Source organism: Streptomyces sp. NPDC045955, from assembly GCF_056430805.1.
The window spans coordinates 209051-228057 of sequence record NZ_JBWKKY010000011.1 but is presented as its reverse complement, the minus strand read 5'-3'; the positions used below and the strand labels follow the sequence as shown (position 1 = coordinate 228057).

The window sequence follows — 19007 nt, the reverse complement described above, 5'->3', positions numbered from 1 at the left end:
ATTCGGCCGGGTCCATCCTTGTTCCCCCTTCACACGTCCTGCGCGTACCCGGCACTATGCCTCACATGCCCCGTGAGAACCGCATAACGGGCCGCACGCATGTTCGATGCGACATCAAGGCAGGTTACCGGCGCACTGTCGCGCCGGGGCCTTGAGTCCCATCAGCGAACGCAGTCGAGGAAACGGTGACAGAAACTCACGGAGCAGCCCGGCCCTGCCACCTGTCGATCCGCCACACCGCCATCAACGGCATCCGGCTGGGCACCGTGCACGGCGAACTCGACCACGCCGTCAAGGACATGCTCAGCGAGGCCCTCCTGTCCTACGACGGCTCGGGGCCCCTGCGGACCGTGGTGGACCTCAGCGGCGTGACCTTCATGGACTCAAGCGGCATCGACGTCTTCGTCGCAGCCCACCAGGCCGCGAGTGACGATCAGGGATGGCTGCGTATCGCGGGCGCCCAGGAATCGGTGCTGCGGCCCCTTGAGATCGTCGGCCTGGACGAGGTCATCGGCTGCCATTCCACCGTCATCAGGCCCTGACCGCCTGACCCGCGCCGTTCCCGGCCACCGCGTCCTACCCGGCTTCCGCGCCTGGGGCATCCCGCCGACGTGAGCGCCGCTGCACGGCCGCGTACAGCTCCTGCCCCACCGGTTCCGGCAGCGGCTGCCCCAGCGCCCAGGCGATCACCGTCTCGGCCACCGTGTGCAGCTTGGTATTGGTGTGCTGGGACACCTCACGCAGCACCTCGAACCCGTCGCCCGGCGCGAGCTGGTGGATCGCAGTGAGGGCACCGATGGCGTGGTCCACCGTCGCGTGGGAATCGACGGCGTGCCGCAACTGCGCGTTCTCCTGTTCCAGGCGGGCGATTACGGCGCGGTCACGTAGGCCGTCAACCGAGGACCGCGGCACGCGAAAGGTCGTCATCACTGGTCTCCATACAGGGGCAAGGCTTCCTGTACGCCTGCCCCCTACCGCGACAGCAAGACACCCTCAGTACAGCAGCGAAAATCACATATGTGGGATGGGCCTCTTCACCAGCCGAGGCTGGGGAAGAGCCCGAGAGGCTGGAGCCGACCCCAGCGTCGTCAAGGGATACGCCGTCAAGTCGCCGACCAGCTGACCTTCTGGGGGCTGGAACACCTGGTGTCCACCACAGAGCTGATCGTCAGCGAGCTGGTCACCAACGCCATCCGCCAGGGGCGCCCCAGTGGGCCTGCGGCTGATTCGAGATCAACGTCTGCTCTGCGAGGTCTCCGGTCCCAGCCAGACGCGGCCGCATCTGCGACGGGCCCGGTGGACGGACGAAGGCGGCCGTGGTCTGTTCCTGATGGCGCAGTTTGACCCATCGCTGGAGCAGCCGCTACACCGTTGCGGGCGAAACCATCTGGACCGAACAACTGTTGGAAGAAGTGCCCTGACCTATCGGCCCGGTTGTCTGATGTGATGCGTGCGGGCGCTTCAGCCGACGGTCATCAGCACACGTCCCACCGTCGGCCTGCCGGCCGCTCTGTCGGAGTAGTACTCGAAGACGTCCGGTCGGCATGCGCGGGAGTGCGAACGGCTCATCCAGCAGGGGGGCTCGCTCATCCGGGACCGGGAACGGCAGCCGCTGCGCGGTCATCCCCACAGTCCTGCAGCTGCGTTTCCCGGCGGCAGCGGCTTTTCCCTGACCGTCGCGCAGCGTGCCGGTTGGCCACCCTTCCTGAGGCGTTGAACTCCGAGTGAATCAATATCTGTTCCCGAGGGATCAGTTTTTAGAGGGCCGCGCGGCGGGAGTTTTTGCCGCGAAGAGCAGAGTGGAATTATCCAACGTGCACGGGCCGTTCCGGCGTGCTACTGTCTATCTCAGTTGCAGTTGTGGTTCCCAAAACTTCAAGTGCCCCCGCGCCAGGCTTCTGCCGGTCGGGAGCACTTTTGTATTTCCGGTCATTTCCGGGCGGGGTAATCATCGCGGCGACACGGCGTCCGCGCAGTGCGGACGCCGATGCACTGCCCCAAAGGAGATATGACATGGCTGCTGGTACCGTGAAGTGGTTCAACGCGGAAAAGGGCTTCGGCTTCATCGAGCAGGACGGTGGCGGCGCCGACGTGTTCGCCCACTACTCGAACATTGCCGCGCAGGGCTTCCGTGAGCTGCTCGAGGGCCAGAAGGTGAACTTCGACATCGCGCAGGGCCAGAAGGGCCCCACGGCCGAGAACATCGTTCCGGCCTGACGCTCACGCGCAATCCGCAGCTGGGGCCCGCATCCTTCGGGGTGCGGGCCCCAGCTGTACGCGTATCCCGCATCGGCTTTCACCCGCGGGACGACCCGGAGGAATACGCAGTACCACCACAAGCGGTTCCTCCCTCAGGGTGCAGACGCATCCTGAAGCGCTGCACCGCAGCCGGCGCCCGAATCGCAAGGTCCCCATCGCGTCACCCATTTCAGCACCCGCGCCCACGGATGTTTCCGCCGGCCAGATCTGCTTTCTTTTGTCACCGGTCCATACTTTTAATTCTCCATGCCATTCATCGCAGCGGGAATTAAGACGGGGCACGTCACCGTGCTGGTGGCGACCAACGTCGCGGCGCGCGGCATCCATGTCGACAACCTCGACCTGGTGGTCAACGTCGATCCGCCGAACGACCACAAGGACTACCTCCACCGCGGCGGCCGTACCGCCCGCGCCGGCGAGTCCGGCAGCGTCGTCACCCTGGTCACGCCGAACCAGCGCCGTGGCATGGTCCGTCTGATGTCGGACGCCGGAATCCGGCCGCAGACCACCCAGGTCCGCTCGGGCGACGAGGCCCTGAGTCGGATCACCGGCGCCCAGGCCCCGTCCGGCATCCCGGTCGTCATCACCGCACCGGTGGTCGAACGCCCTAAGCGCAGCGCCACCTCCCGAGGCCGCCGCCCCGCCTCGGCGACCAGGCGCGCTCCCGTTCGCCAGTCCGGCTTCGGCGCGCTGGCCTAGAACTTTCGTGATCAGGAAGCCGGCCCATCTCTGCAGGAGGCATACTTTGACGCTGGTTCAGATGCAGCCCCGCCCGGCGGACGCCGACCCCGTGCACAGGACGGCGGTGGAGGTCATGGACGCGGCCGGACCGCAGGTCTGTGACGACATGAGCGTCGAGGTGGCGCTGGCCGTCATGGCCGCCGCCCGCACGGTCCGACTGGCCGTCTGCGACCAGGACGGCCAGTGCACCGGCCTGGTCACCCATGCCGAACTCGCCGCCGTCCGTGACAGCTCCGACTACACGGACCGTGTCCGCCTGCGCGACGTCCTCGGCGACCACGGTTCGTTCGCCTCACCCGTGACCACGATGGCCGAAGCCGAACACGCGATGCGCACCCGTCGGCTCGGTGTCCTGCCGGTGGTCGACGAGCAAGGCAGCGCCCTCGGCATCCTCGCCCTCTCCCGCTGAAACACCTCGCCCCTGGTCGGACCGTTCTTCCCTTCTCTCTGTGAGGCCACATGCGCTGCGTCATCGCCCGCTTCCCCTTCGAGCTCACCAAGGGCGGCGTGCTGGAATCGATGAAGGGCATCAAGCCCGAACCGGTCACCGGCGAATCGGTGATCATCGGCCGCCGCCACTACCCCGTCAAGCAGGTCGGCCAGGTCATCACGCGCCAGGACCGCCGTGACTTCAGCGCCGCCGAAGTCCTGCGGGCCATGGCTGCGCTCGGCTTCACCTGCCGCGCCGTTCCCAAGGCAGCGCCCCTGGGCATTCTCGGCCCGATGCAGCACGCCTCCGCGATGCTCGGCACCCCCGTCACGGTCTGACAAGGTAAACGGGACTGACCACCGGACCGGGTGGCCCCGCCAAAGCAGACGCAGGTCGGGCGACGGGGCTGGCTGTCGAAGCGTGGCGCTGTTCGAGGCCACCAGCAGTTCGCAGGTTCCGTTGGTGAGTAGCTGATCAAGAGGGAAGAACGGAGGAGCCGAGCGCCATCAGGATCGCCCGGGTGGAAGTCTTGGACCCGGGTACCGCAGGACATCGATGGTGAGGTGGTCTCCGGTCGAGCAACCGCGATCCCCGCGCCCCCGACAGCGTCTCGGTCGGGTCCGCGGAAACAGAGGGCCGGTGCAGTATCAGGGCCGGCAGATGGTGTAGTAGTTCCTTCGGGCCCTGGTGCCAGTACGGCGCCAGGGCCCCTCCATGCGTTCCACAGAGAGGTGCAATGACAGCAGACGACACGTTCGGCCGTCTCGATGACGACGACTACCCCGCCTACACCATGGGCCGGGCCGCCGAGATGCTCGGCACCACACAGGGCTTCCTGCGCGCCATCGGCGAAGCCCGCCTCATCACTCCACTGCGCTCCGCGGGCGGACACCGCCGCTACTCCCGCTACCAGCTGCGCATCGCCGCCCGCGCTCGGGAACTCGTCGACCACGGCACCCCCATCGAGGCCGCCTGCCGCATCATCATCCTCGAAGACCAGCTTGAGGAAGCCCAGCGCCTCAACGCCGAATACCGCCGCGCCACCGAATCAGCGAAACCGGCCGCAGCAGCATGAGATGAGTGTGCCGTGTGCCCGTCCGCGTCGGCGGGCACCGCACGCACGGTCTGCCGTGCGGTGTGATCGTTTCCTGTGCTGACGCGGTGTGTGGGCGTGTAGCGTCAGCTGTTGTGGTTCGGAATTCCGCAGGCCGAGAACATCAACCTGGCCTGACCTCGCAGACCGGCCCGGGGATCGCGCACACCGCGTCCGGTGAGCGCCGCCCGTGCGGGCGTTGCCGCCTTACCGGGCGCAGCGCCTGCTCTCGTGCCGGGCGTGCACAGGATCAGGGGGCCGCGCCGCCATTGCTGCGCGGCCCCCTGATCTGTTGAGGCGGGTGCGACCTCGGCCGAACTTCCTGACCTCAGTTGCTTCGAGCGTCGTCCGGTTCGGGTGCCGCATGCCCGGCGCCTCTGTTCGCGCAGTCTGGAACGGTAGACGGTCAGGTGCCCGTCCAGGCGGCGAGGAAGGCTTGCCGTCCATCCGGATCGTCCCATCTGCGGTCCGCATGCAGAACGCGCCAGGCGGTGAGCTCGAGATCTCGGAGCCACAACTCGCCGATGACCTGCGTCTTGAGGTCAGGCACATGGTCGGACTCGGCGAGGGCTTGACCGATCACCTCGCCGGCCGCTACGCGCTGGGGCGGAGTCATCTCATCGACGGCCGAGAGGATCTGCCTGGCCAGGGCGGTTCCCTCTCCTTCCAAAGAACGCAGCACCTGAGCCTTCATGTTGACGGGTAGCAGGTACGCGGTGCCCGAGGACCTCCACAGGTCCGACCAGAAGCGTTCGCCTGCCTCGGTGGGGGCAGGCAGCGCGGCCAGCAGCCCGAGGAGATGGCCGGTGGCCGCATAGCCATCGGAGTGGGCGGCTGCGACGACCGCGATGCCGGCGACGCCCTCCACATCGAGCCGGCCGGCCTCCAGATGCGGATCCAGGTCCAGTTGGTGTTCCAACTGGTCTGCGAGGGCGGTGGATACGTGGGGGCGGACCTCAGGAAGCATCGGCGATCCTTGCGCGTAGGCGAGCGGAGATGCCCGTTCGGAAGCCCTGATCTTTCCCATGGCCGGCCGTTCTACTCGGCTTCGGCAGGCCCAATTGGCGGGAGGGGAAACGGGGCTGGAGTTCACGCGGTGGCGAGCCGGCCCGGACCCGGCGATGGCCCTGGGGTCCTGGACCGACCTTCCACGAATGCTGCCGGAGTGAGGTCTTTTAGCATGACCCCCTTGCTGCCAGTGACACCCAGTCGCCCGAGGGAGAACGAGAAGCTGTGTCCCGTGATGCCGCTGAAGTCGAACACGGTCACGTCGCCTCAGCGCGTGGAGAGCGCCGTGAAGACGGGCTACCCGACGGATCGCGAGGCGGACATGCAGGGGAGAAGGCTCACTCGGTGTCCGCCCTGGTGGAGCGGGCGGCCGACCTCGCCGAACCGATCAAGCCGAAATTGCGTGGCTGGCTCCATGCCGGAATGGTCCCCGCCGCACTGATCGCGGGCGTCGTACTCATCTGCCTGGCCCGTACCCCGCAAGTAGTCCTGGCCTGCGCCGTGTACTCGGTCACCGCCTGGCTGCTGTTCGCAACGAGCGCCATCTACCACCGCGGCACCTGGGGACCACTGGGCGAGGCTCTTCTGCGACGACTCGACCACGCCAACATCTTCCTGATCATCGCCGGCACCTGCACCCCCCTGGCCGTGCTCCTCCTCCGGCCGGAACAGCGGTCCATGCTGCTGTGGATCGTATGGACGGGGGCATTGGCCGGCATCGTGTTCCGGGTCCTGTGGGTCGGAGCTCCGCGCTGGCTGTACACCCCGTGTTATCTGGCCCTGGGGTGGGCGCCGGTGCGCTACCTGCCCGACTTCCTGCACACCGGCGGAGCGGCCGTAGTCGTCCTGATCGCTGTCGGCGGTCTCCTCTACAGCGCGGGCGCGGTCGTCTACGCCCTGCAGCGGCCCGACCCCTCACCCCGCTGGTTCGGTTACCACGAGGTCTTCCACGCCCTGACCGTGGCGGCCTTCACCGCGCACTACATCGCCATCTCCCTGGCCACCTACTGACCGCGACAGCGTCCGGGCTTGCGCCGCTGGTCACACGCGTTGCCGCGTGCTGCACCGCGAGCGGGCCGGGCGGTGGCCCGGGCATCGGTCCGTAGCTGACTCGCGACGGAGGAGCCTCGAGTTCGAGGCGGAAGGCGTCAGAGAACGGCGAGGCCAGGACACCGACCTTCCGCGGCACACGGTCGGTGTCCTGGAAGCGGTACACGTCTACACCCCGACCACGGACCAGCCCGGCTTGGATGGTGTTCCACTCGGCCGAGCGCCCGTTCCTTCTCGCCGGCTGCTTGCTGGTTCTGGTCGATGAGGTGGTGCTTTACGGCGTCGGCGAACGTGGTCGCCTCGGTCGTGCCCGGTGTCGTGTCGCTGGTGTCGGCGGACAGGTGGGTGGCTGCCGACTCCCGTGCCCGGCCGCGATGCCGGCAAGACGGCGACCGGAACCGCGGGCCGTGCTGCCGGGCCGTGGCTCAGGCGTCGATGATGACGGGGATGATGAGCGGCTTGCGGCGGTGGGTGCGGAAGGCCCAGTTCGCCACGGCGCGGGCGACGAGCTGTTCGAGCTGGCGGGCGTCCCCGACGCCTTCCTCGGCCGCGGTGGCCAGGGTCTTCTCGATGACGGGGATGACCGGCTCGAAGGTGGTGTCGTCGTGGACGAAGCCCCGGGCCAGGAAGTCGGGGGCCTCGGCGAGGGCGCCGGTGTCCGCGTCGACGATCGCCACCACCGTGACCACGCCCTCCTCCGCGAGGGTGAGGCGGTCCTTCAGGGACGCCTCGGTGGCGCCGCCGACTTCCATGCCGTCCACGTAGACGTTGCCGGCGGGGACCTTGCCGGTGATGGACGCGCGCCCGTCGACGAGGTCGACGACGACGCCGTCCTCGGCGATGACGACGCGGTCGGGGGCGACGCCGGTACGGATGGCGAGGTCGCCGTTGGCTCGCAGATGGCGCCATTCGCCGTGCACGGGCATGACGTTGCGGGGCTTGACGATGTTGTAGCAGTAGACGAGTTCGCCGGCGCTGGCGTGGCCGGAGACGTGCACCTTGGCGTTGCCCTTGTGGACCACGTGGGCGCCCCACCGGGTGAGTCCGTTGATCACTCGGTAGATGGCGTTCTCGTTGCCGGGGATGAGGGAGCTGGCGAGCAGCACGGTGTCGCCCTTGCCGATGCGGATGACGTGGTCGCGGTTGGCCATCCGTGACAGCGCGGCCATCGGTTCGCCCTGGGAGCCGGTGCACACCAGGGCGATCTTGTGGTCCGGGAGCTTCTCCAGCTCCTTCGTGCTCACGACCAGACCGGACGGGACCTTCAGATAGCCCAGGTCACGGGCGATGCCCATGTTGCGGACCATCGACCGGCCGACGAAGGCGACCTTGCGGCCGTGCTGGTGGGCGGCGTCCAGTACCTGCTGGATGCGGTGCACGTGGCTGGCGAAGCTGGAGACGATGACCCGGCGCGGAGCGGTGCGCATCACCTGCTCGATCGCCGGGTTCAGCTCACGCTCGGAGGTGGTGAAGCCGGGCACTTCGGCGTTGGTGGAGTCGGTGAGGAACAGGTCCACGCCCTCCTCGCCGAGGCGGGCGAAGGCGCGCAGATCGGTGATGCGGTCGTCGAGGGGGAATTGGTCCATCTTGAAGTCGCCGGTGTGCAGCACCATCCCGGCGCTGGTGCGGATCGCGACCGCGAGGCTGTCCGGGATGGAGTGGTTGACCGCCACGAACTCGCAGTCGAAAGGTCCGAAGCGCCGCCGGTCGCCTTCCCGTACCCGCACCGTGCGCGGCCGGATGCCGTGTTCCTTGAGCTTGGCCTCCAGGAACGCCAGTGTCAGCTTGGAGCCGACGACGGGGATGTCGGACCGCTCGCGCAGCAGGTACGGCACGCCGCCGATGTGGTCTTCGTGGCCATGGGTGAGGACGATGGCCACGATGTCGTCCAGCCGGTCCCGGATGGAGGTGAAGTCCGGCAGGATCACGTCCACGCCGGGCTGGGTCTCCTCGGGGAACAGCACACCGCAGTCGACGATGAGCAGTTTGCCGGCGTGCTCGAAGACGGTCATGTTGCGGCCGATCTCACCCAGGCCGCCCAGGGCGATGACTCGCAGCCCTCCTTCGGGAAGGGGAGGGGCGGCTTTTAGTTCGGGATGCGGGTGACTCATACCCTGACGTTACCCGGAGTGCGGGACGGCATGATCCGTTGCCTGTGTGATCTCTCTGTGGCAGCGGGTGAGACGGCGAGGCCCCGCCGAGGAACATCCTGACGGGACCTCGGTCCGACATACTTTCCCGATGAGTTCACGCACTTCCCCGATCAGCCAGCCGGTCACGATACGGAGGGCCGTCGCGAGGGATGCCAAACGGCTCACGCGCCTCGTGCGCGGCTCAGGCGCCTACGAGGGTAAGTACGCAGCCGCAGTCGAGGGCTACCGGGTCGGTCCTGATTACATCGAGACCCACCGCGTCTTCGTAGCCATCGGCGCCGACGAGCATGGAGGCCGGGTCCTCGGGTTCTACTCGCTCGTCCTCGCTCCACCGGAGCTCGATCTGCTGTTCGTCGCCGACGAAGCGCAAGGACGGGGTATCGGACGACTGCTCGTTGCGCACATGCAGTCCGAGGCCCGTGCCGCCGGGCTCGACCGTGTCAAGGTCGTGTCGCATCTTCCCGCCGAGGACTTCTACCACCGCGTCGGTGCAGTGCGGACCGGGACCGCGCTCGCATACCCGCCCGCCGTGCCGTGGGACCGTCCCGAATTCGAGTTTCGCATTCCTTCGGCATGACGCGGTGTGCCGGTTCGCAGAACACCGGCCTCTCCTGCATGCCTGCCAGAGCTCGGCGCGCGGCTGCGGACCGTCATGACGACACTGCCGAAGACGCGGTCGCCGGCCTGCCACGCGGTGCGGCAGAGGAGCTCGCCGCTACGTCGGAGAGCCCGCACCGTTTCTCGGGCCTTTGCGTTTTAGCCCGCCCGGCGCCGAACGCTGCCTGGCACGCGATGTGACCTGGGAGGTCCCGGGCCTCATGGCGTGATGCCGTCCGCCACAGGACTTGTCGCCAGCCGCGTCTACCAAGAGAGTTCGAGGCCGTCCGTGCGATGGTCGAGGAAGGACTGCTGGTAAGGCATAAGGCGGGCCACATGGCTGTCCTGCTGTCCGTCAATGCCGGTCACGAGTGGCCGAAGAGCCAACTCATTGTCAGCCCATCCAGGCCAGGTTGAGTGCCGAGCTGAACCAACGCCTGACCCGGCTCGTCGAGCGCCACGCCCCGCAGTTGCTCGTGCCGGTGGGCATTGGTCCGGACAGCGCCGTCACCTTGCTGATCACCATGGGAGACCACCCCGAGCGGCTGAACACCGAGGCGTCCTTCGCCGCCCTGTGCGGAGTCAGTCGCATCGAGTACTCCTCGGGCCGCCGGACCTCGCGTCGGCTCAACCGTGGCGGCGACCGGCAGGCCAACGCGGCCCTGCACCGTATCGTGTCCACCCGTCTGCGCTTCGATCCCCGCACCCAGGCGTACTACGACCGCCGCACCCAGGAGGGCAAGACCCGACGTGAGATCATCCGATGCCGCAAGCGATATGCCGCCCGCGAGGTCTTCAACCTGGTCAGACCCTTCTCCAGCACCCCCTCGTTATAGGAACGTCCGTGACAGATGAGAGGCTCAGGCGGGTGAGCGAGACACCACCGAACACTCTGCAATACCGCTTTGACGGGCCGGAAGAGGCCCCAGTCCTGATCCTGGGTCCCTCACTGGGTACCACCTGGCACATGTGGGACCGCCAGATCCCCGAGCTGATCAAGCAGTGGCGCGTCTTCCGGTTCGATCTGCCGGGGCACGGCGGCGCTCCCGCGTACCCGGCCGGCACGGTCACCGATCTCACCACCCGGCTGCTGGCCACCCTCGAAGGGCTCGGTGTGCAGCGCTTCGGCTACGCGGGCTGCGCGCTCGGCGGCGCGGTCGGTATCGAGCTGGCCCTGCGCCACCCCGAGCGGCTCGCCTCCCTCGCGCTGATCGCCGCCTCGCCGCGCTTCGGCACGGCCGACGAGTTCCGGCAGAGAGGCGTGATCGTCCGTACGAACGGCCTGGACCCCATCGCCCGTACCGCGCCCGAGCGCTGGTTCACCGGCGGGTTCGCCGCCGCGCAGCCCGCGATCACCGAGTGGGCCGTGCAGATGGTGCGCACCACCGACCCCGGCTGCTACATCGCCGCCTGTGAGGCGCTCGCCTCGTTCGACGTCCGCCCCGAGCTCGGGCGGGTCGGCGTGCCGACGCTGGTCCTCGTCGGATCGGACGACCAGGTCACCGGCCCCGCCGAGGCCCGCACGCTGGTCGCCGGCATCCCGGACGCCCGCCTCGCCGTCGTCCCCGGCGCCTCCCACCTCGTGCCGGTGGAGCAGCCCGCGGCCGTCACCGACCTGCTGGTGCGGCACTTCTCCACCGCCTGGCAGCCCGCCTTCGAGACCTCCACCGGCCAGACCGCGCTGCCCGCGGCCGCCGTCAAGCCGGTCCTGTCCGCCGCCCCCGCCCAGCCTCTCCAGACCGGGCCGGTCGCCGAGATCGCCCCGGTCGTGCCGCCGCAGCCCCAGGGGCGGCCCGACCCCTACGACGCCGGGCTCAAGGTCCGACGCGAGGTGCTGGGCGACGCGCACGTGGACCGGGCGCTGGCACAGGCCGACGAGTTCTCCGGCGACTTCCAGGAGTTCATCACCCGCTACGCCTGGGGTGAGGTCTGGGACCGCCCCGGCCTCGACCGGCGCACCCGCAGCTGCGTCACCCTCACCGCCCTGGTCGCCGGCGGCCACCTGGACGAGCTGGCCTTCCACACCCGGGCCGCCCTGCGCAACGGCCTCACCCCGGGCGAGATCAAGGAGATCCTCCTCCAGGCGGCCGTCTACTGCGGCGTACCGGCGGCGAACAGCGCGTTCAAGGTCGCCCAGCAGGTCATCCGCGAGGAGACCACGCCTCAGGAGTGAGTGAGCCCGCCGATGAGCGCGGAGGCAGGATGGAATCATGAAGCTCACGAAGAAGTCGCACGCCTGCGTCCGCCTCGAGAAGGACGGCCGCACCCTCGTCCTCGACCCCGGCGGGTTCAGCGAGGAGGACGCCGCGCTCGGCGCGGACGCGATCCTCGTCACCCACGAGCACCCCGACCACTTCGACGAGTTCCGGCTGCGCGCCGCGATGGAGGGCAATCCGGCCGCGCAGATCTGGACCCTGAAGTCCGTCGCCGAGAAGATCTCCTCGGCGTTCCCCGGCCGCGTGCACACCGTCGGCCACGGCGACACCTTCACCGCCGCCGGGTTCGACGTCCAGGTCCACGGGGAGCTCCACGCGGTGATCCACCCGGACATCCCGCGGATCACCAACGTCGGCTACCTCGTCGACGGCGGCAAGCTCTTCCACCCCGGCGACGCCCTCACCGTCCCCGGCCACCGGGTCGAGACGCTGATGCTCCCGGTGATGGCCCCCTGGAGCAAGATCTCGGAGGTCATCGACTACGTCCGCGAGGTCAAGCCGCGGCGCGCCTACGACATCCACGACGCCCTGCTCACCGACCTGGCCCGCCCGATCTACGACCGCCAGATCGGGCAGCTCGGCGGCTCGGAGCACCTGCGGCTGACACCGGGGGACTCCGCCGAGGTCTGAGGCCCGGGATCCGAGGCCCCGGGGGACCGGGCCGCGTTGTCAGACCCGCCGGGTAGGTTGTGGGACATGCGCATCGCGACCTGGAACGTGAACTCGATCACCGCCCGCCTGCCGAGGCTCCTGGCCTGGCTGGAGAGCAGCGGCACGGACGTGCTGTGCCTCCAGGAGGCCAAGGTCGCCGAGGACCAGTTCCCGGCGGAGCAGCTGCGCGAGCTGGGCTACGAGTCGGCGGTCCACGCGACCGGCCGGTGGAACGGCGTGGCGGTGCTCTCCCGCGTCGGCATCGAGGACGTCGTCAAGGGCCTGCCCGGCGACCCCGGGTTCGACGGCTCGGTGGAGCCCCGCGCCATCTCGGCGACCTGCGGCCCGCTCCGCGTCTGGTCGGTCTACGTGCCGAACGGCCGTGAGGTGGACCACCCGCACTACGCCTACAAGCTCCAGTGGTTCGAGGCCCTCAAGGCCGCCGTCGCCGGTGACGCGTCCGGCAGCCGCCCGTTCGCGGTGATGGGCGACTACAACGTGGCGCCGACGGACGACGACGTCTACGACCGCGCGGCCTTCGAGGGCTCTACCCACGTCACCCCGGCCGAGCGCGCCGCCCTCGCCTCCCTGCGCGAGGCGGGCCTGTCCGACGTGGTCCCGCGGCCCCTGAAGTACGAGCACCCCTTCACGTACTGGGACTACCGCCAGCTCTGCTTCCCGAAGAACCGCGGCATGCGCATCGACCTGGTGTACGCCAACCAGCCGTTCACGAAGGCGGTCAAGGACGCGTACGTGGACCGCGAGGAGCGCAAGGGCAAGGGCGCGTCGGACCACGCGCCGGTCGTGGTGGACCTCGACGTCTGAGGACTTCGCAACAGGCCCTCGGGCGATGTCCTAGAGCAACCGCAGGTCGACCGAGTCCGCCAGGGCCGCCAGCCCCGCGTCGCCCGGGTGCAGATGGTCCCCGCTGTCGTACACGGGCAGGATCCGGGACGGCCGCCCCGGGTCCCGGACCACCGCGTCGAAGTCGAGCACGCCGTCGAAGGCACCACCGTCCCGGATCCACGCGTTCACCGCGACCCGCTCGGCGTCCACGGCGGCCGTGCAGCGCGCCTCGCCCTCGCACGGCAGGATCGTCGCCGCGAGCATCCTGACGCCCCGGGCGTGCCCGCGTGCCGCCAGCTCCCGCAGGCCCGCGATCACCTGCTCCGCCGGGGTGTCCCACCGCAGGTCGTTGACGCCCTCGAAGACGACCGCCGTCCGCGCCGACGGCTGGGCGAGGACGTCCCGGTCGAACCGGTGCAGGGCGCTCACCCCGGCCGTGTCGGTGGACACCCCGTCGCCGGGATAGCGGTCGGTGACCACGCGGTTGCCCGAGATGCCCTGGTTCAGCACTCCGTAGCGCGGGACCGTGGTCTGCTTCAGCAGCCGGCCGGCGAGCACGTCCGGCCAGCGCCGGTTCGCGTCCACCGTGGACTTGTCGCCGTCGGTGATCGAGTCCCCGAGCAGCACCACGGACCCGGGCCCGCCACTCACATCGACCCCGGCGAGCAGCGGCCGGCTGGTGATCTGGGAGGGGTACGCCCCCGCCGGGCCGTCCGCCGCGTGGTCGCCGGGTTCGCTGACGTAGGACCGCTGCTGCGCGAGCCGGTGCACGGGCGCCGCCGTCACCGTGCCGGGCAGGTGGAAGCTCACCAGCAGGTTGGTGTCCGAGGGGACGGCGAAACCCAGGGGATCGCTGTACGCCTGGGCCCCGGCCGGGATCTCCACACCTCCCGCACCGCCGAAGGACAGCGGCACGGGCGTGCCGCGTGCCGCCGCGCCCGACGCCTGCACGGCGAGGGTCGCGCTGCCGATCCGGACCGGCGAAGCCGCGAAGGTGTTGTCGAACCGCACCCGCACCCGGGGCCCGCCCGCCGACGTGTGCACGACCAGCCGCAGCGTCCGGTCCGTCCAGGGCCCCACGGCGGTGTAGCCGCCGGTGGACGTCGTCCAGCTGCCCGTCCAGCCCCGCGTCGCGGTCCGTACCGACACCGCGAATACATGCAGCCCGGCCGCGTGCGGCAGCCGGACCGAGGCGACCGGGCGCCCCGGGACCAGCGGCACCGTCACGACGTACAGGCGGGCCCGCTCGGCGAGTTGCCCGCCGGGCGTGTTGACGTGCGGCAGGGCCACCGCCTTCGTGGCGAGCGGCCCGGTGCGCCAGTCGGGCGCGGTCAGCCGGTACCCGGAGCGGGTGCCGTTCGCGTACGTGATCACGCCCGGGCCGCCCGTCTCGATGCCGGCGGTGCCCGCCACCAGGAAGGCGAGGGCGTCCCCGCACCCCCTGACCCGTACCTCCTGGCCGGCGGCGCGGACGTTGTCGGGCTCGCCGGGCTGCCGCCGCGGCCAGGTCAGCCGGGCCCCCTGGACGGTGAGGCCGCGGCCGGGCGTCCAGCCCGCGGCCGCGAGGTCCCGCGCCGACAGCGAGGCGCCGGCGCCGTCGAAGTCGGCCTGCGCGGGCCGGCCGTCGTCGCTGACGGCGATGTTGTCGAACAGCCGCTCAAGCGGCACCGGCGCGGCCCGCCGCTCCTCGGCGGCCCGCGCCGAGACCGCCGGCATCACGGACACGCACAGGGCCAGGACGACCAGGATCCCCCGGACACATCGGCGCACGGCCGACTCCTCCCGCTCATCGACACACGAACGCACCAAGACGAAACGCAGGGACGGAACAGAAGACACGGCGAAAGCCGAGACGCACGACGCCTGGTGAAACTAGGGAGACTTCAGGGACCCGTCAACGAGCCGTGCGCGAACTCGGCGTGAACTCGTCAGGAATGGCGGGCCCGCGCGCCTGTGGTGCGTACGGCGGTACGAATGACACGCTGGACGTATGAACATCCCTTTCCTGGGCAACCGGCGCCGGAAGCTCGGGGTTCCCGATCCGGCAGGCATCGCGGAACTCCTCGCCGAGTGTGAACTGCTCCGCTCCCAGGCGTCCCGGGCGGGTGTCCGGCTGGACGACTCGGCGGCCTCGCTGGAGGCGCTGGACCAGCTCGTGCCGCTCTGGCGGGACGACGAGGAGGCCCTGACCTGGCTCGGCAACGACGCCGGGCTCTACCTGGGCACCGTCATCGTGCGCACCGTACCGGGAGCCGCCTGGGAGATCCGGCCCGACGGGCAGCCGGTCGTGCGGCTCGCCTCCGGCCGGGAATTCGACGTCGTGGACTCCGGTCACGAGTGGGCCGCGAACGGCGTGCCCGAGCTGTCCCAGCTGTACGCGGAAGTCGCGGAGTCGTGAGCCCCATGGTCACACCCTTTGGCCCAAATTTCGCCGTAAATACGGCTAATGATCGAAAAGTGCGTGTCGCCCGACAAGTTCGATCATGCCTGGATACGTTGCGGCAACCACCACACAGCTGAGAGTGAGTAGGGCTGAGCATGGCCATCGATCCGCTGATCGAGCTGCGTGACGTCAACAAACACTTCGGGGAGCTGCATGTCCTCCAGGACATCAACCTCACCGTAGGCAGGGGGGAGGTGGTCGTCGTCATCGGCCCCTCCGGGTCGGGAAAGTCGACACTGTGCCGGGCGATCAACCGCCTGGAGACCATCGAGTCCGGACAGATCATCCTCGACGGGCAGCCGCTGCCGGAGGAGGGCAAGCCCCTCGCGCGGCTGCGCGCCGACGTCGGGATGGTCTTCCAGGCGTTCAATCTCTTCGCCCACAAGACCGTCCTGCAGAACCTCTCCCTGGGACAGGTCAAGGTGCGCGGGCGCAAGAAGGAGGACGCCGACAAGCGCTCCCGTGAACTGCTCGACCGGGTCGGCGTCGCCGACCAGGCGGACAAGTACCCGGCGCAGCTCTCCGGCGGCCAGCAGCAGCGCGTGGCCATCGCCCGCGCCCTGGCCATGGAGCCCAAGGCGATGCTCTTCGACGAGCCGACCTCGGCTCTCGACCCGGAGATGATCAACGAGGTGCTCGAGGTCATGAAGCAACTGGCCCGCGAGGGCATGACCATGATCGTCGTCACGCACGAGATGGGCTTCGCCCGCTCGGCCGCCAACCGCGTCGTCTTCATGGCCGACGGCCGGATCGTCGAGGACCGCACCCCCGACGAGTTCTTCACCAACCCCACCAGCGACCGCGCCAAGGACTTCCTCTCCAAGATCCTCAAGCACTGAACGGGCGGGCACCGGACGGCTCATCGCATCGGACCTCGACTACGATGTGCCCTTCATCCCTGTCGGAGAGGGGGACTTCGCCGAATTCCGCCGACCCGCCCGGGATGAGCAGACCGCCCGCCCGGCCCGCGGGCCTCCCACGGGTGCGGCCCCCACGGCCTTGTCGGCCACGGGGGCGGCGGTTCACATCGGCCAGGCCCGTCCGGCGGCAGCCGGAGATCACTGCTCGCGCAGCGGAACCGACACGTACGACGGGTCGTTCGCCGGCGAGGAGAAGGTCAGCTGCGCGCCGGACGGGTTGTGCTCGATGTAGAGCGGGTCGACCGTGTCGACGACCAGGGCGAGGCGATGCCCGGCCGGGACGTCGTAGGCCGTGGAGTACAGCTCCAGGTCGACGCCGAACGGCTTTCCGGGGGTGCGCCCGTGGAAGGTGTACGGCGCGTTGGTGACCAGCTTGCCGAGGCCGAGCGGCCCCACGTCGTACAGGTAGGCGACGAGGGTGCCGCTCTCCTTGGTCGGGGTGACGGTCGTGTGCAACTTCGGCGTCCCGCGCACCTGCTGGGCCGTGGCGTACTTCTCCGACTGCCACACGGCGGCCCAGCGGCGGGGGAGCAGGGGGATCGAGGCCATCGGGGGCAGCTGGGCCACCTGGTCGAGGATGCTGGACAGGAAGACGACTCCGCCGTCGGCCCCCGAGTTCACGTTCGTGCGGATCGTGGTCGTGCCGGCGAGGGCGAGCTTCCGGTGCGTCGCGCCGGCCGACTTCCAGTCCGGGTAGCCCTCGTAGCCGCCCGCGGAGCGGGACTTGAGCTGGACGGGCTGCTCCCGGTCGATGCCGTTGTCCTCGCCCCGCAGGTAGTGGTCGAACCAGCGCTCGGTGTCCTTCCACACGTCGTTGGGCAGCCCGAACAGGCCGGTCAGCTCGGCGGTGGCGTGGTCCCCGGGCCGCATCTCCAGCCGCTTGGGACCGGTCAGCTTCTCGTAGAAGTCGGCGTACTGGTTGGGCGGGAAGACCGTGTCGCCCCAGGCGTTGGCGAGCATGATCGCCGCGCCGTTCTTGTTGATCTGGTCGACGTAGGTCGCAGCGGAACGTTTCTTCCCCCAGGCGACGAGTTCCGGCTCCTTCGCCAGGTTGGAGGCGTAGAAGTCGTCGAAGGTCTGCCGGAGTTCGGCGCTCTGCCGGCCCGTCACCACGCTCGCGCCGTCCAGCAGTGCGGCCGCCTGGACGTGCTGGGTGCGCCCGGAGTAGATCGAGTCGATCAGGTCGGCCCAGCCGCTCAGTGAGGCGACCGCCTTGACGCGCTGGTCGTGCGCGGCGGTGAGCAGGCTGATGCCGGCGCCGTAGGAGACGCCCGCCATGCCGATGTGCCCGGCGTCCGAGGGGGTGTGGGCGAGCGCCCAGTCGATGACCCTCGAGGCGTCGGCCACGTCGGGCGGGCCCGCGACTTCTATCTCGCCGCCCGACTGCCAGAAGCCGCGCACGTTGTAGGTGACGACGACGTACCCGGAGTCGGCGAGCTTCTGAGCCTGGGCCAGATACTCGACCTGGGGCAGACCCCAGCTCGTGGGCATGACGAGCAGCGGGTAGCGGCGCGTGCCGTCGGCGCCGGCCGGGGTGACGACATTGGCCTTGAGGACGGTGCCGCCGTCGCCCGCGATGTCGACGAACCGGACCGGGTTCGGCGCCGCCTGTGCGGTGGGGGCGAGTCCGAGGGCGGTGCCGGCGACCAGGGTCGCCGAGACGGCGCCTACGGCGGTGGTGCGCAGGGCCTTGCGGTGGAGTCCCACGGGTCACTCCTCACTCGTGTCAGTGCAAAGTGACCAGACGGTAACCTCGCCCCCTTACCAGTGGTAACCCGTCGGTAAGTTACGTGCCAGTAACGATTGTTGATACGTGGAGGACTTCAGGAGGCCCGGTGGCTGTTGCGTGGAGCCTGGGCGGGCAGCGGTGTCTGGGCCGCGCGCGTCACGTCCTCCACCATCTCGACGACATCCGGCCCGTACGCCTGAGAGTTGAGCACCTTCAGCAGCAGCACGAACGAGTTGTTGCCGTGCTTGCGCGCCAACCGTTCGTGATGGCGGGCGAGATAGCGGGTGGTGGCCTGGTTGGTGATCGACGTCTGGCCGCAGATGAGGAAGACGGGACGGGTGTGCTGGCTCCGCTCCGCCGTGAGCCGGGCGAGCAGTGCGTACTCCTCCTTGCCGCCCTCCATGCGGTAGCGCTCGGAGCCGACCAGGAACGAGCCCCGGTCCGGGCTCGGTTCGGCGTCGACGTTCACCCGCACACCGGGCAGCAGGGAGGACAAGTGCGCCGCCATACGGCGATTGGACGCCGGGCCGCCCACACAGAACTCGGTGCGCTCCCCGAACCCCTGACGTGCCGTGTCGTGCGGGAGGATCTGCGCGTGGGCGTTGCAGTCCTTGATCAGCGCGGCGAGTTCGAGCAGCGCGAACACGTCGTAGCGCATCACGGCGAACTCGGGCCCCGCGGCACCCCGGTTCACCACCAGCAGCGATTCCGAGTTGTCGGGCAGTCCGAAGAAGGCCTGCTTCCGGCGGAGCTTGCGCTTCCACAGGTAGGTGCGGGCCGCCCAGCCGAGAGCGGCGCTGATACCCGCCGCGACCACGCCCAGGACGATGTTGCGCACGTCGTCATTCATGGGCGCGCATGGTAGCGGGCC

General features: G+C 69.4%; 18 protein-coding genes and 3 pseudogenes. 15 read left to right on the top strand and 6 right to left on the bottom strand.

Translation table 11 applies throughout. The annotated features are described in order from the left end of the window. Positions 1–185 precede the first annotated feature (185 nt). Positions 186–542 (top strand): STAS domain-containing protein, encoded by a 357-nt coding sequence (locus tag AC07F0_RS24020; RefSeq protein WP_478981718.1) that lies wholly within the window; start codon positions 186–188, stop codon positions 540–542. A gap of 34 nt (positions 543–576) precedes the next feature. On the opposite strand, the gene AC07F0_RS24015 is transcribed toward AC07F0_RS24020, so the two are convergent. Next, complete coding sequence (locus AC07F0_RS24015; RefSeq protein WP_478981717.1) at positions 577–927, bottom strand: ANTAR domain-containing protein; 351 nt, start codon at positions 925–927, stop codon at positions 577–579. Positions 928–1119: 192 nt separating this feature from the next. Between AC07F0_RS24015 and AC07F0_RS24010 the strand changes: the two are divergent. The 6 genes and pseudogenes from AC07F0_RS24010 to AC07F0_RS23985 form a co-directional block, all read left to right on the top strand. Further along, positions 1120–1421, top strand: a pseudogene (locus AC07F0_RS24010) (ATP-binding protein); the annotation flags it as partial. 592 nt (positions 1422–2013) lie between these two features. Continuing rightward, complete coding sequence (locus AC07F0_RS24005; RefSeq protein ID WP_003973099.1) at positions 2014–2217, top strand: cold-shock protein; 204 nt, start codon at positions 2014–2016, stop codon at positions 2215–2217. Between the two features lie 303 nt (positions 2218–2520). Then, positions 2521–2958: pseudogene (locus tag AC07F0_RS24000) on the top strand (helicase-related protein); the annotation flags it as partial. 46 nt (positions 2959–3004) lie between these two features. Continuing rightward, positions 3005–3409, top strand: coding sequence for a CBS domain-containing protein (locus AC07F0_RS23995; protein WP_478981715.1), 405 nt, complete (start codon positions 3005–3007; stop codon positions 3407–3409). Between the two features lie 50 nt (positions 3410–3459). Continuing rightward, on the top strand, positions 3460–3768 hold the full coding sequence (locus AC07F0_RS23990; RefSeq protein ID WP_478981713.1) for an SCO5918 family protein: 309 nt from the start codon (positions 3460–3462) through the stop codon (positions 3766–3768). A 398-nt stretch (positions 3769–4166) separates the two neighbouring features. Continuing rightward, positions 4167–4505, top strand: a complete 339-nt coding sequence (locus AC07F0_RS23985) for a MerR family transcriptional regulator (RefSeq protein ID WP_478981711.1) — start codon at positions 4167–4169, stop codon at positions 4503–4505. Positions 4506–4929: 424 nt separating this feature from the next. Here the strand turns inward: AC07F0_RS23985 and AC07F0_RS23980 are convergent, their stop codons facing one another. Beyond that, on the bottom strand, positions 4930–5490 hold the full coding sequence (locus AC07F0_RS23980; protein ID WP_399406386.1) for a hypothetical protein: 561 nt from the start codon (positions 5488–5490) through the stop codon (positions 4930–4932). Positions 5491–5756: 266 nt separating this feature from the next. Here AC07F0_RS23980 and trhA point away from each other — a divergent pair, with 266 nt between their 5' ends. Next, positions 5757–6542, top strand: a complete 786-nt coding sequence (gene trhA / locus AC07F0_RS23975) for a PAQR family membrane homeostasis protein TrhA (RefSeq protein WP_478981709.1) — start codon at positions 5757–5759, stop codon at positions 6540–6542. A gap of 464 nt (positions 6543–7006) precedes the next feature. On the opposite strand, the gene AC07F0_RS23970 is transcribed toward trhA, so the two are convergent. Then, entirely contained in the window at positions 7007–8692 is a 1686-nt protein-coding gene (locus AC07F0_RS23970; protein WP_478981707.1) for a ribonuclease J, read from the bottom strand. Between the two features lie 130 nt (positions 8693–8822). On the opposite strand from AC07F0_RS23970, the gene AC07F0_RS23965 reads away from it, so the two are divergent. From AC07F0_RS23965 to AC07F0_RS23945, 5 genes and pseudogenes are all read left to right on the top strand, one after another. Further along, on the top strand, positions 8823–9311 hold the full coding sequence (locus tag AC07F0_RS23965) for a GNAT family N-acetyltransferase (protein WP_478981705.1): 489 nt from the start codon (positions 8823–8825) through the stop codon (positions 9309–9311). Between the two features lie 442 nt (positions 9312–9753). Beyond that, a pseudogene (locus tag AC07F0_RS23960) lies at positions 9754–10167 on the top strand (transposase); the annotation flags it as partial. A gap of 32 nt (positions 10168–10199) precedes the next feature. After that, a complete protein-coding gene (gene pcaDC, locus AC07F0_RS23955) occupies positions 10200–11504 on the top strand; it encodes a bifunctional 3-oxoadipate enol-lactonase/4-carboxymuconolactone decarboxylase PcaDC (protein WP_478981703.1) in 1305 nt (434 codons plus the stop codon). A gap of 37 nt (positions 11505–11541) precedes the next feature. After that, on the top strand, positions 11542–12177 hold the full coding sequence (locus AC07F0_RS23950; RefSeq protein WP_478981701.1) for an MBL fold metallo-hydrolase: 636 nt from the start codon (positions 11542–11544) through the stop codon (positions 12175–12177). A 66-nt stretch (positions 12178–12243) separates the two neighbouring features. Beyond that, the gene (locus AC07F0_RS23945; RefSeq protein WP_399406353.1) at positions 12244–13023 is read left to right on the top strand and encodes an exodeoxyribonuclease III; all 780 of its coding nucleotides are present in this window, start codon (positions 12244–12246) and stop codon (positions 13021–13023) included. 30 nt (positions 13024–13053) lie between these two features. Here the strand turns inward: AC07F0_RS23945 and AC07F0_RS23940 are convergent, their stop codons facing one another. Further along, entirely contained in the window at positions 13054–14760 is a 1707-nt protein-coding gene (locus tag AC07F0_RS23940; protein ID WP_478981868.1) for an SGNH/GDSL hydrolase family protein, read from the bottom strand. 274 nt (positions 14761–15034) lie between these two features. Here AC07F0_RS23940 and AC07F0_RS23935 point away from each other — a divergent pair, with 274 nt between their 5' ends. Both AC07F0_RS23935 and AC07F0_RS23930 read left to right on the top strand, forming a co-directional pair. Next, a complete protein-coding gene (locus AC07F0_RS23935) occupies positions 15035–15442 on the top strand; it encodes a DUF6278 family protein (protein WP_436726949.1) in 408 nt (135 codons plus the stop codon). 140 nt (positions 15443–15582) lie between these two features. Next, positions 15583–16326 (top strand): amino acid ABC transporter ATP-binding protein, encoded by a 744-nt coding sequence (locus tag AC07F0_RS23930; protein WP_436726950.1) that lies wholly within the window; start codon positions 15583–15585, stop codon positions 16324–16326. Between the two features lie 219 nt (positions 16327–16545). Here the strand turns inward: AC07F0_RS23930 and AC07F0_RS23925 are convergent, their stop codons facing one another. Next, positions 16546–18114, bottom strand: coding sequence for a CocE/NonD family hydrolase (locus AC07F0_RS23925; RefSeq protein ID WP_478981699.1), 1569 nt, complete (start codon positions 18112–18114; stop codon positions 16546–16548). A gap of 116 nt (positions 18115–18230) precedes the next feature. Further along, positions 18231–18986, bottom strand: a complete 756-nt coding sequence (locus AC07F0_RS23920; protein WP_478981697.1) for a hypothetical protein — start codon at positions 18984–18986, stop codon at positions 18231–18233. Positions 18987–19007 lie beyond the last annotated feature (21 nt).

Bases quoted from the DNA above. Each gene is read 5' to 3' on its own strand.
- AC07F0_RS23935 (WP_436726949.1), top strand. From the start codon at position 15,035: ATGAACATCCCTTTCCTGGGCAACCGGCGCCGGAAGCTCGGGGTTCCC.
- AC07F0_RS24005 (WP_003973099.1), top strand. From the start codon at position 2,014: ATGGCTGCTGGTACCGTGAAGTGGTTCAACGCGGAAAAGGGCTTCGGC.
- AC07F0_RS24015 (WP_478981717.1), bottom strand. From the start codon at position 927: ATGACGACCTTTCGCGTGCCGCGGTCCTCGGTTGACGGCCTACGTGAC.
- AC07F0_RS23985 (WP_478981711.1), top strand. From the start codon at position 4,167: ATGACAGCAGACGACACGTTCGGCCGTCTCGATGACGACGACTACCCC.
- AC07F0_RS23920 (WP_478981697.1), bottom strand. From the start codon at position 18,986: ATGAATGACGACGTGCGCAACATCGTCCTGGGCGTGGTCGCGGCGGGT.
- AC07F0_RS23980 (WP_399406386.1), bottom strand. From the start codon at position 5,490: ATGCTTCCTGAGGTCCGCCCCCACGTATCCACCGCCCTCGCAGACCAG.
- AC07F0_RS23930 (WP_436726950.1), top strand. From the start codon at position 15,583: ATGGCCATCGATCCGCTGATCGAGCTGCGTGACGTCAACAAACACTTC.
- AC07F0_RS23965 (WP_478981705.1), top strand. From the start codon at position 8,823: ATGAGTTCACGCACTTCCCCGATCAGCCAGCCGGTCACGATACGGAGG.
- AC07F0_RS23990 (WP_478981713.1), top strand. From the start codon at position 3,460: ATGCGCTGCGTCATCGCCCGCTTCCCCTTCGAGCTCACCAAGGGCGGC.
- AC07F0_RS23970 (WP_478981707.1), bottom strand. From the start codon at position 8,692: ATGAGTCACCCGCATCCCGAACTAAAAGCCGCCCCTCCCCTTCCCGAA.
- AC07F0_RS23940 (WP_478981868.1), bottom strand. From the start codon at position 14,760: ATGCCGGCGGTCTCGGCGCGGGCCGCCGAGGAGCGGCGGGCCGCGCCG.
- AC07F0_RS23945 (WP_399406353.1), top strand. From the start codon at position 12,244: ATGCGCATCGCGACCTGGAACGTGAACTCGATCACCGCCCGCCTGCCG.
- AC07F0_RS23950 (WP_478981701.1), top strand. From the start codon at position 11,542: ATGAAGCTCACGAAGAAGTCGCACGCCTGCGTCCGCCTCGAGAAGGAC.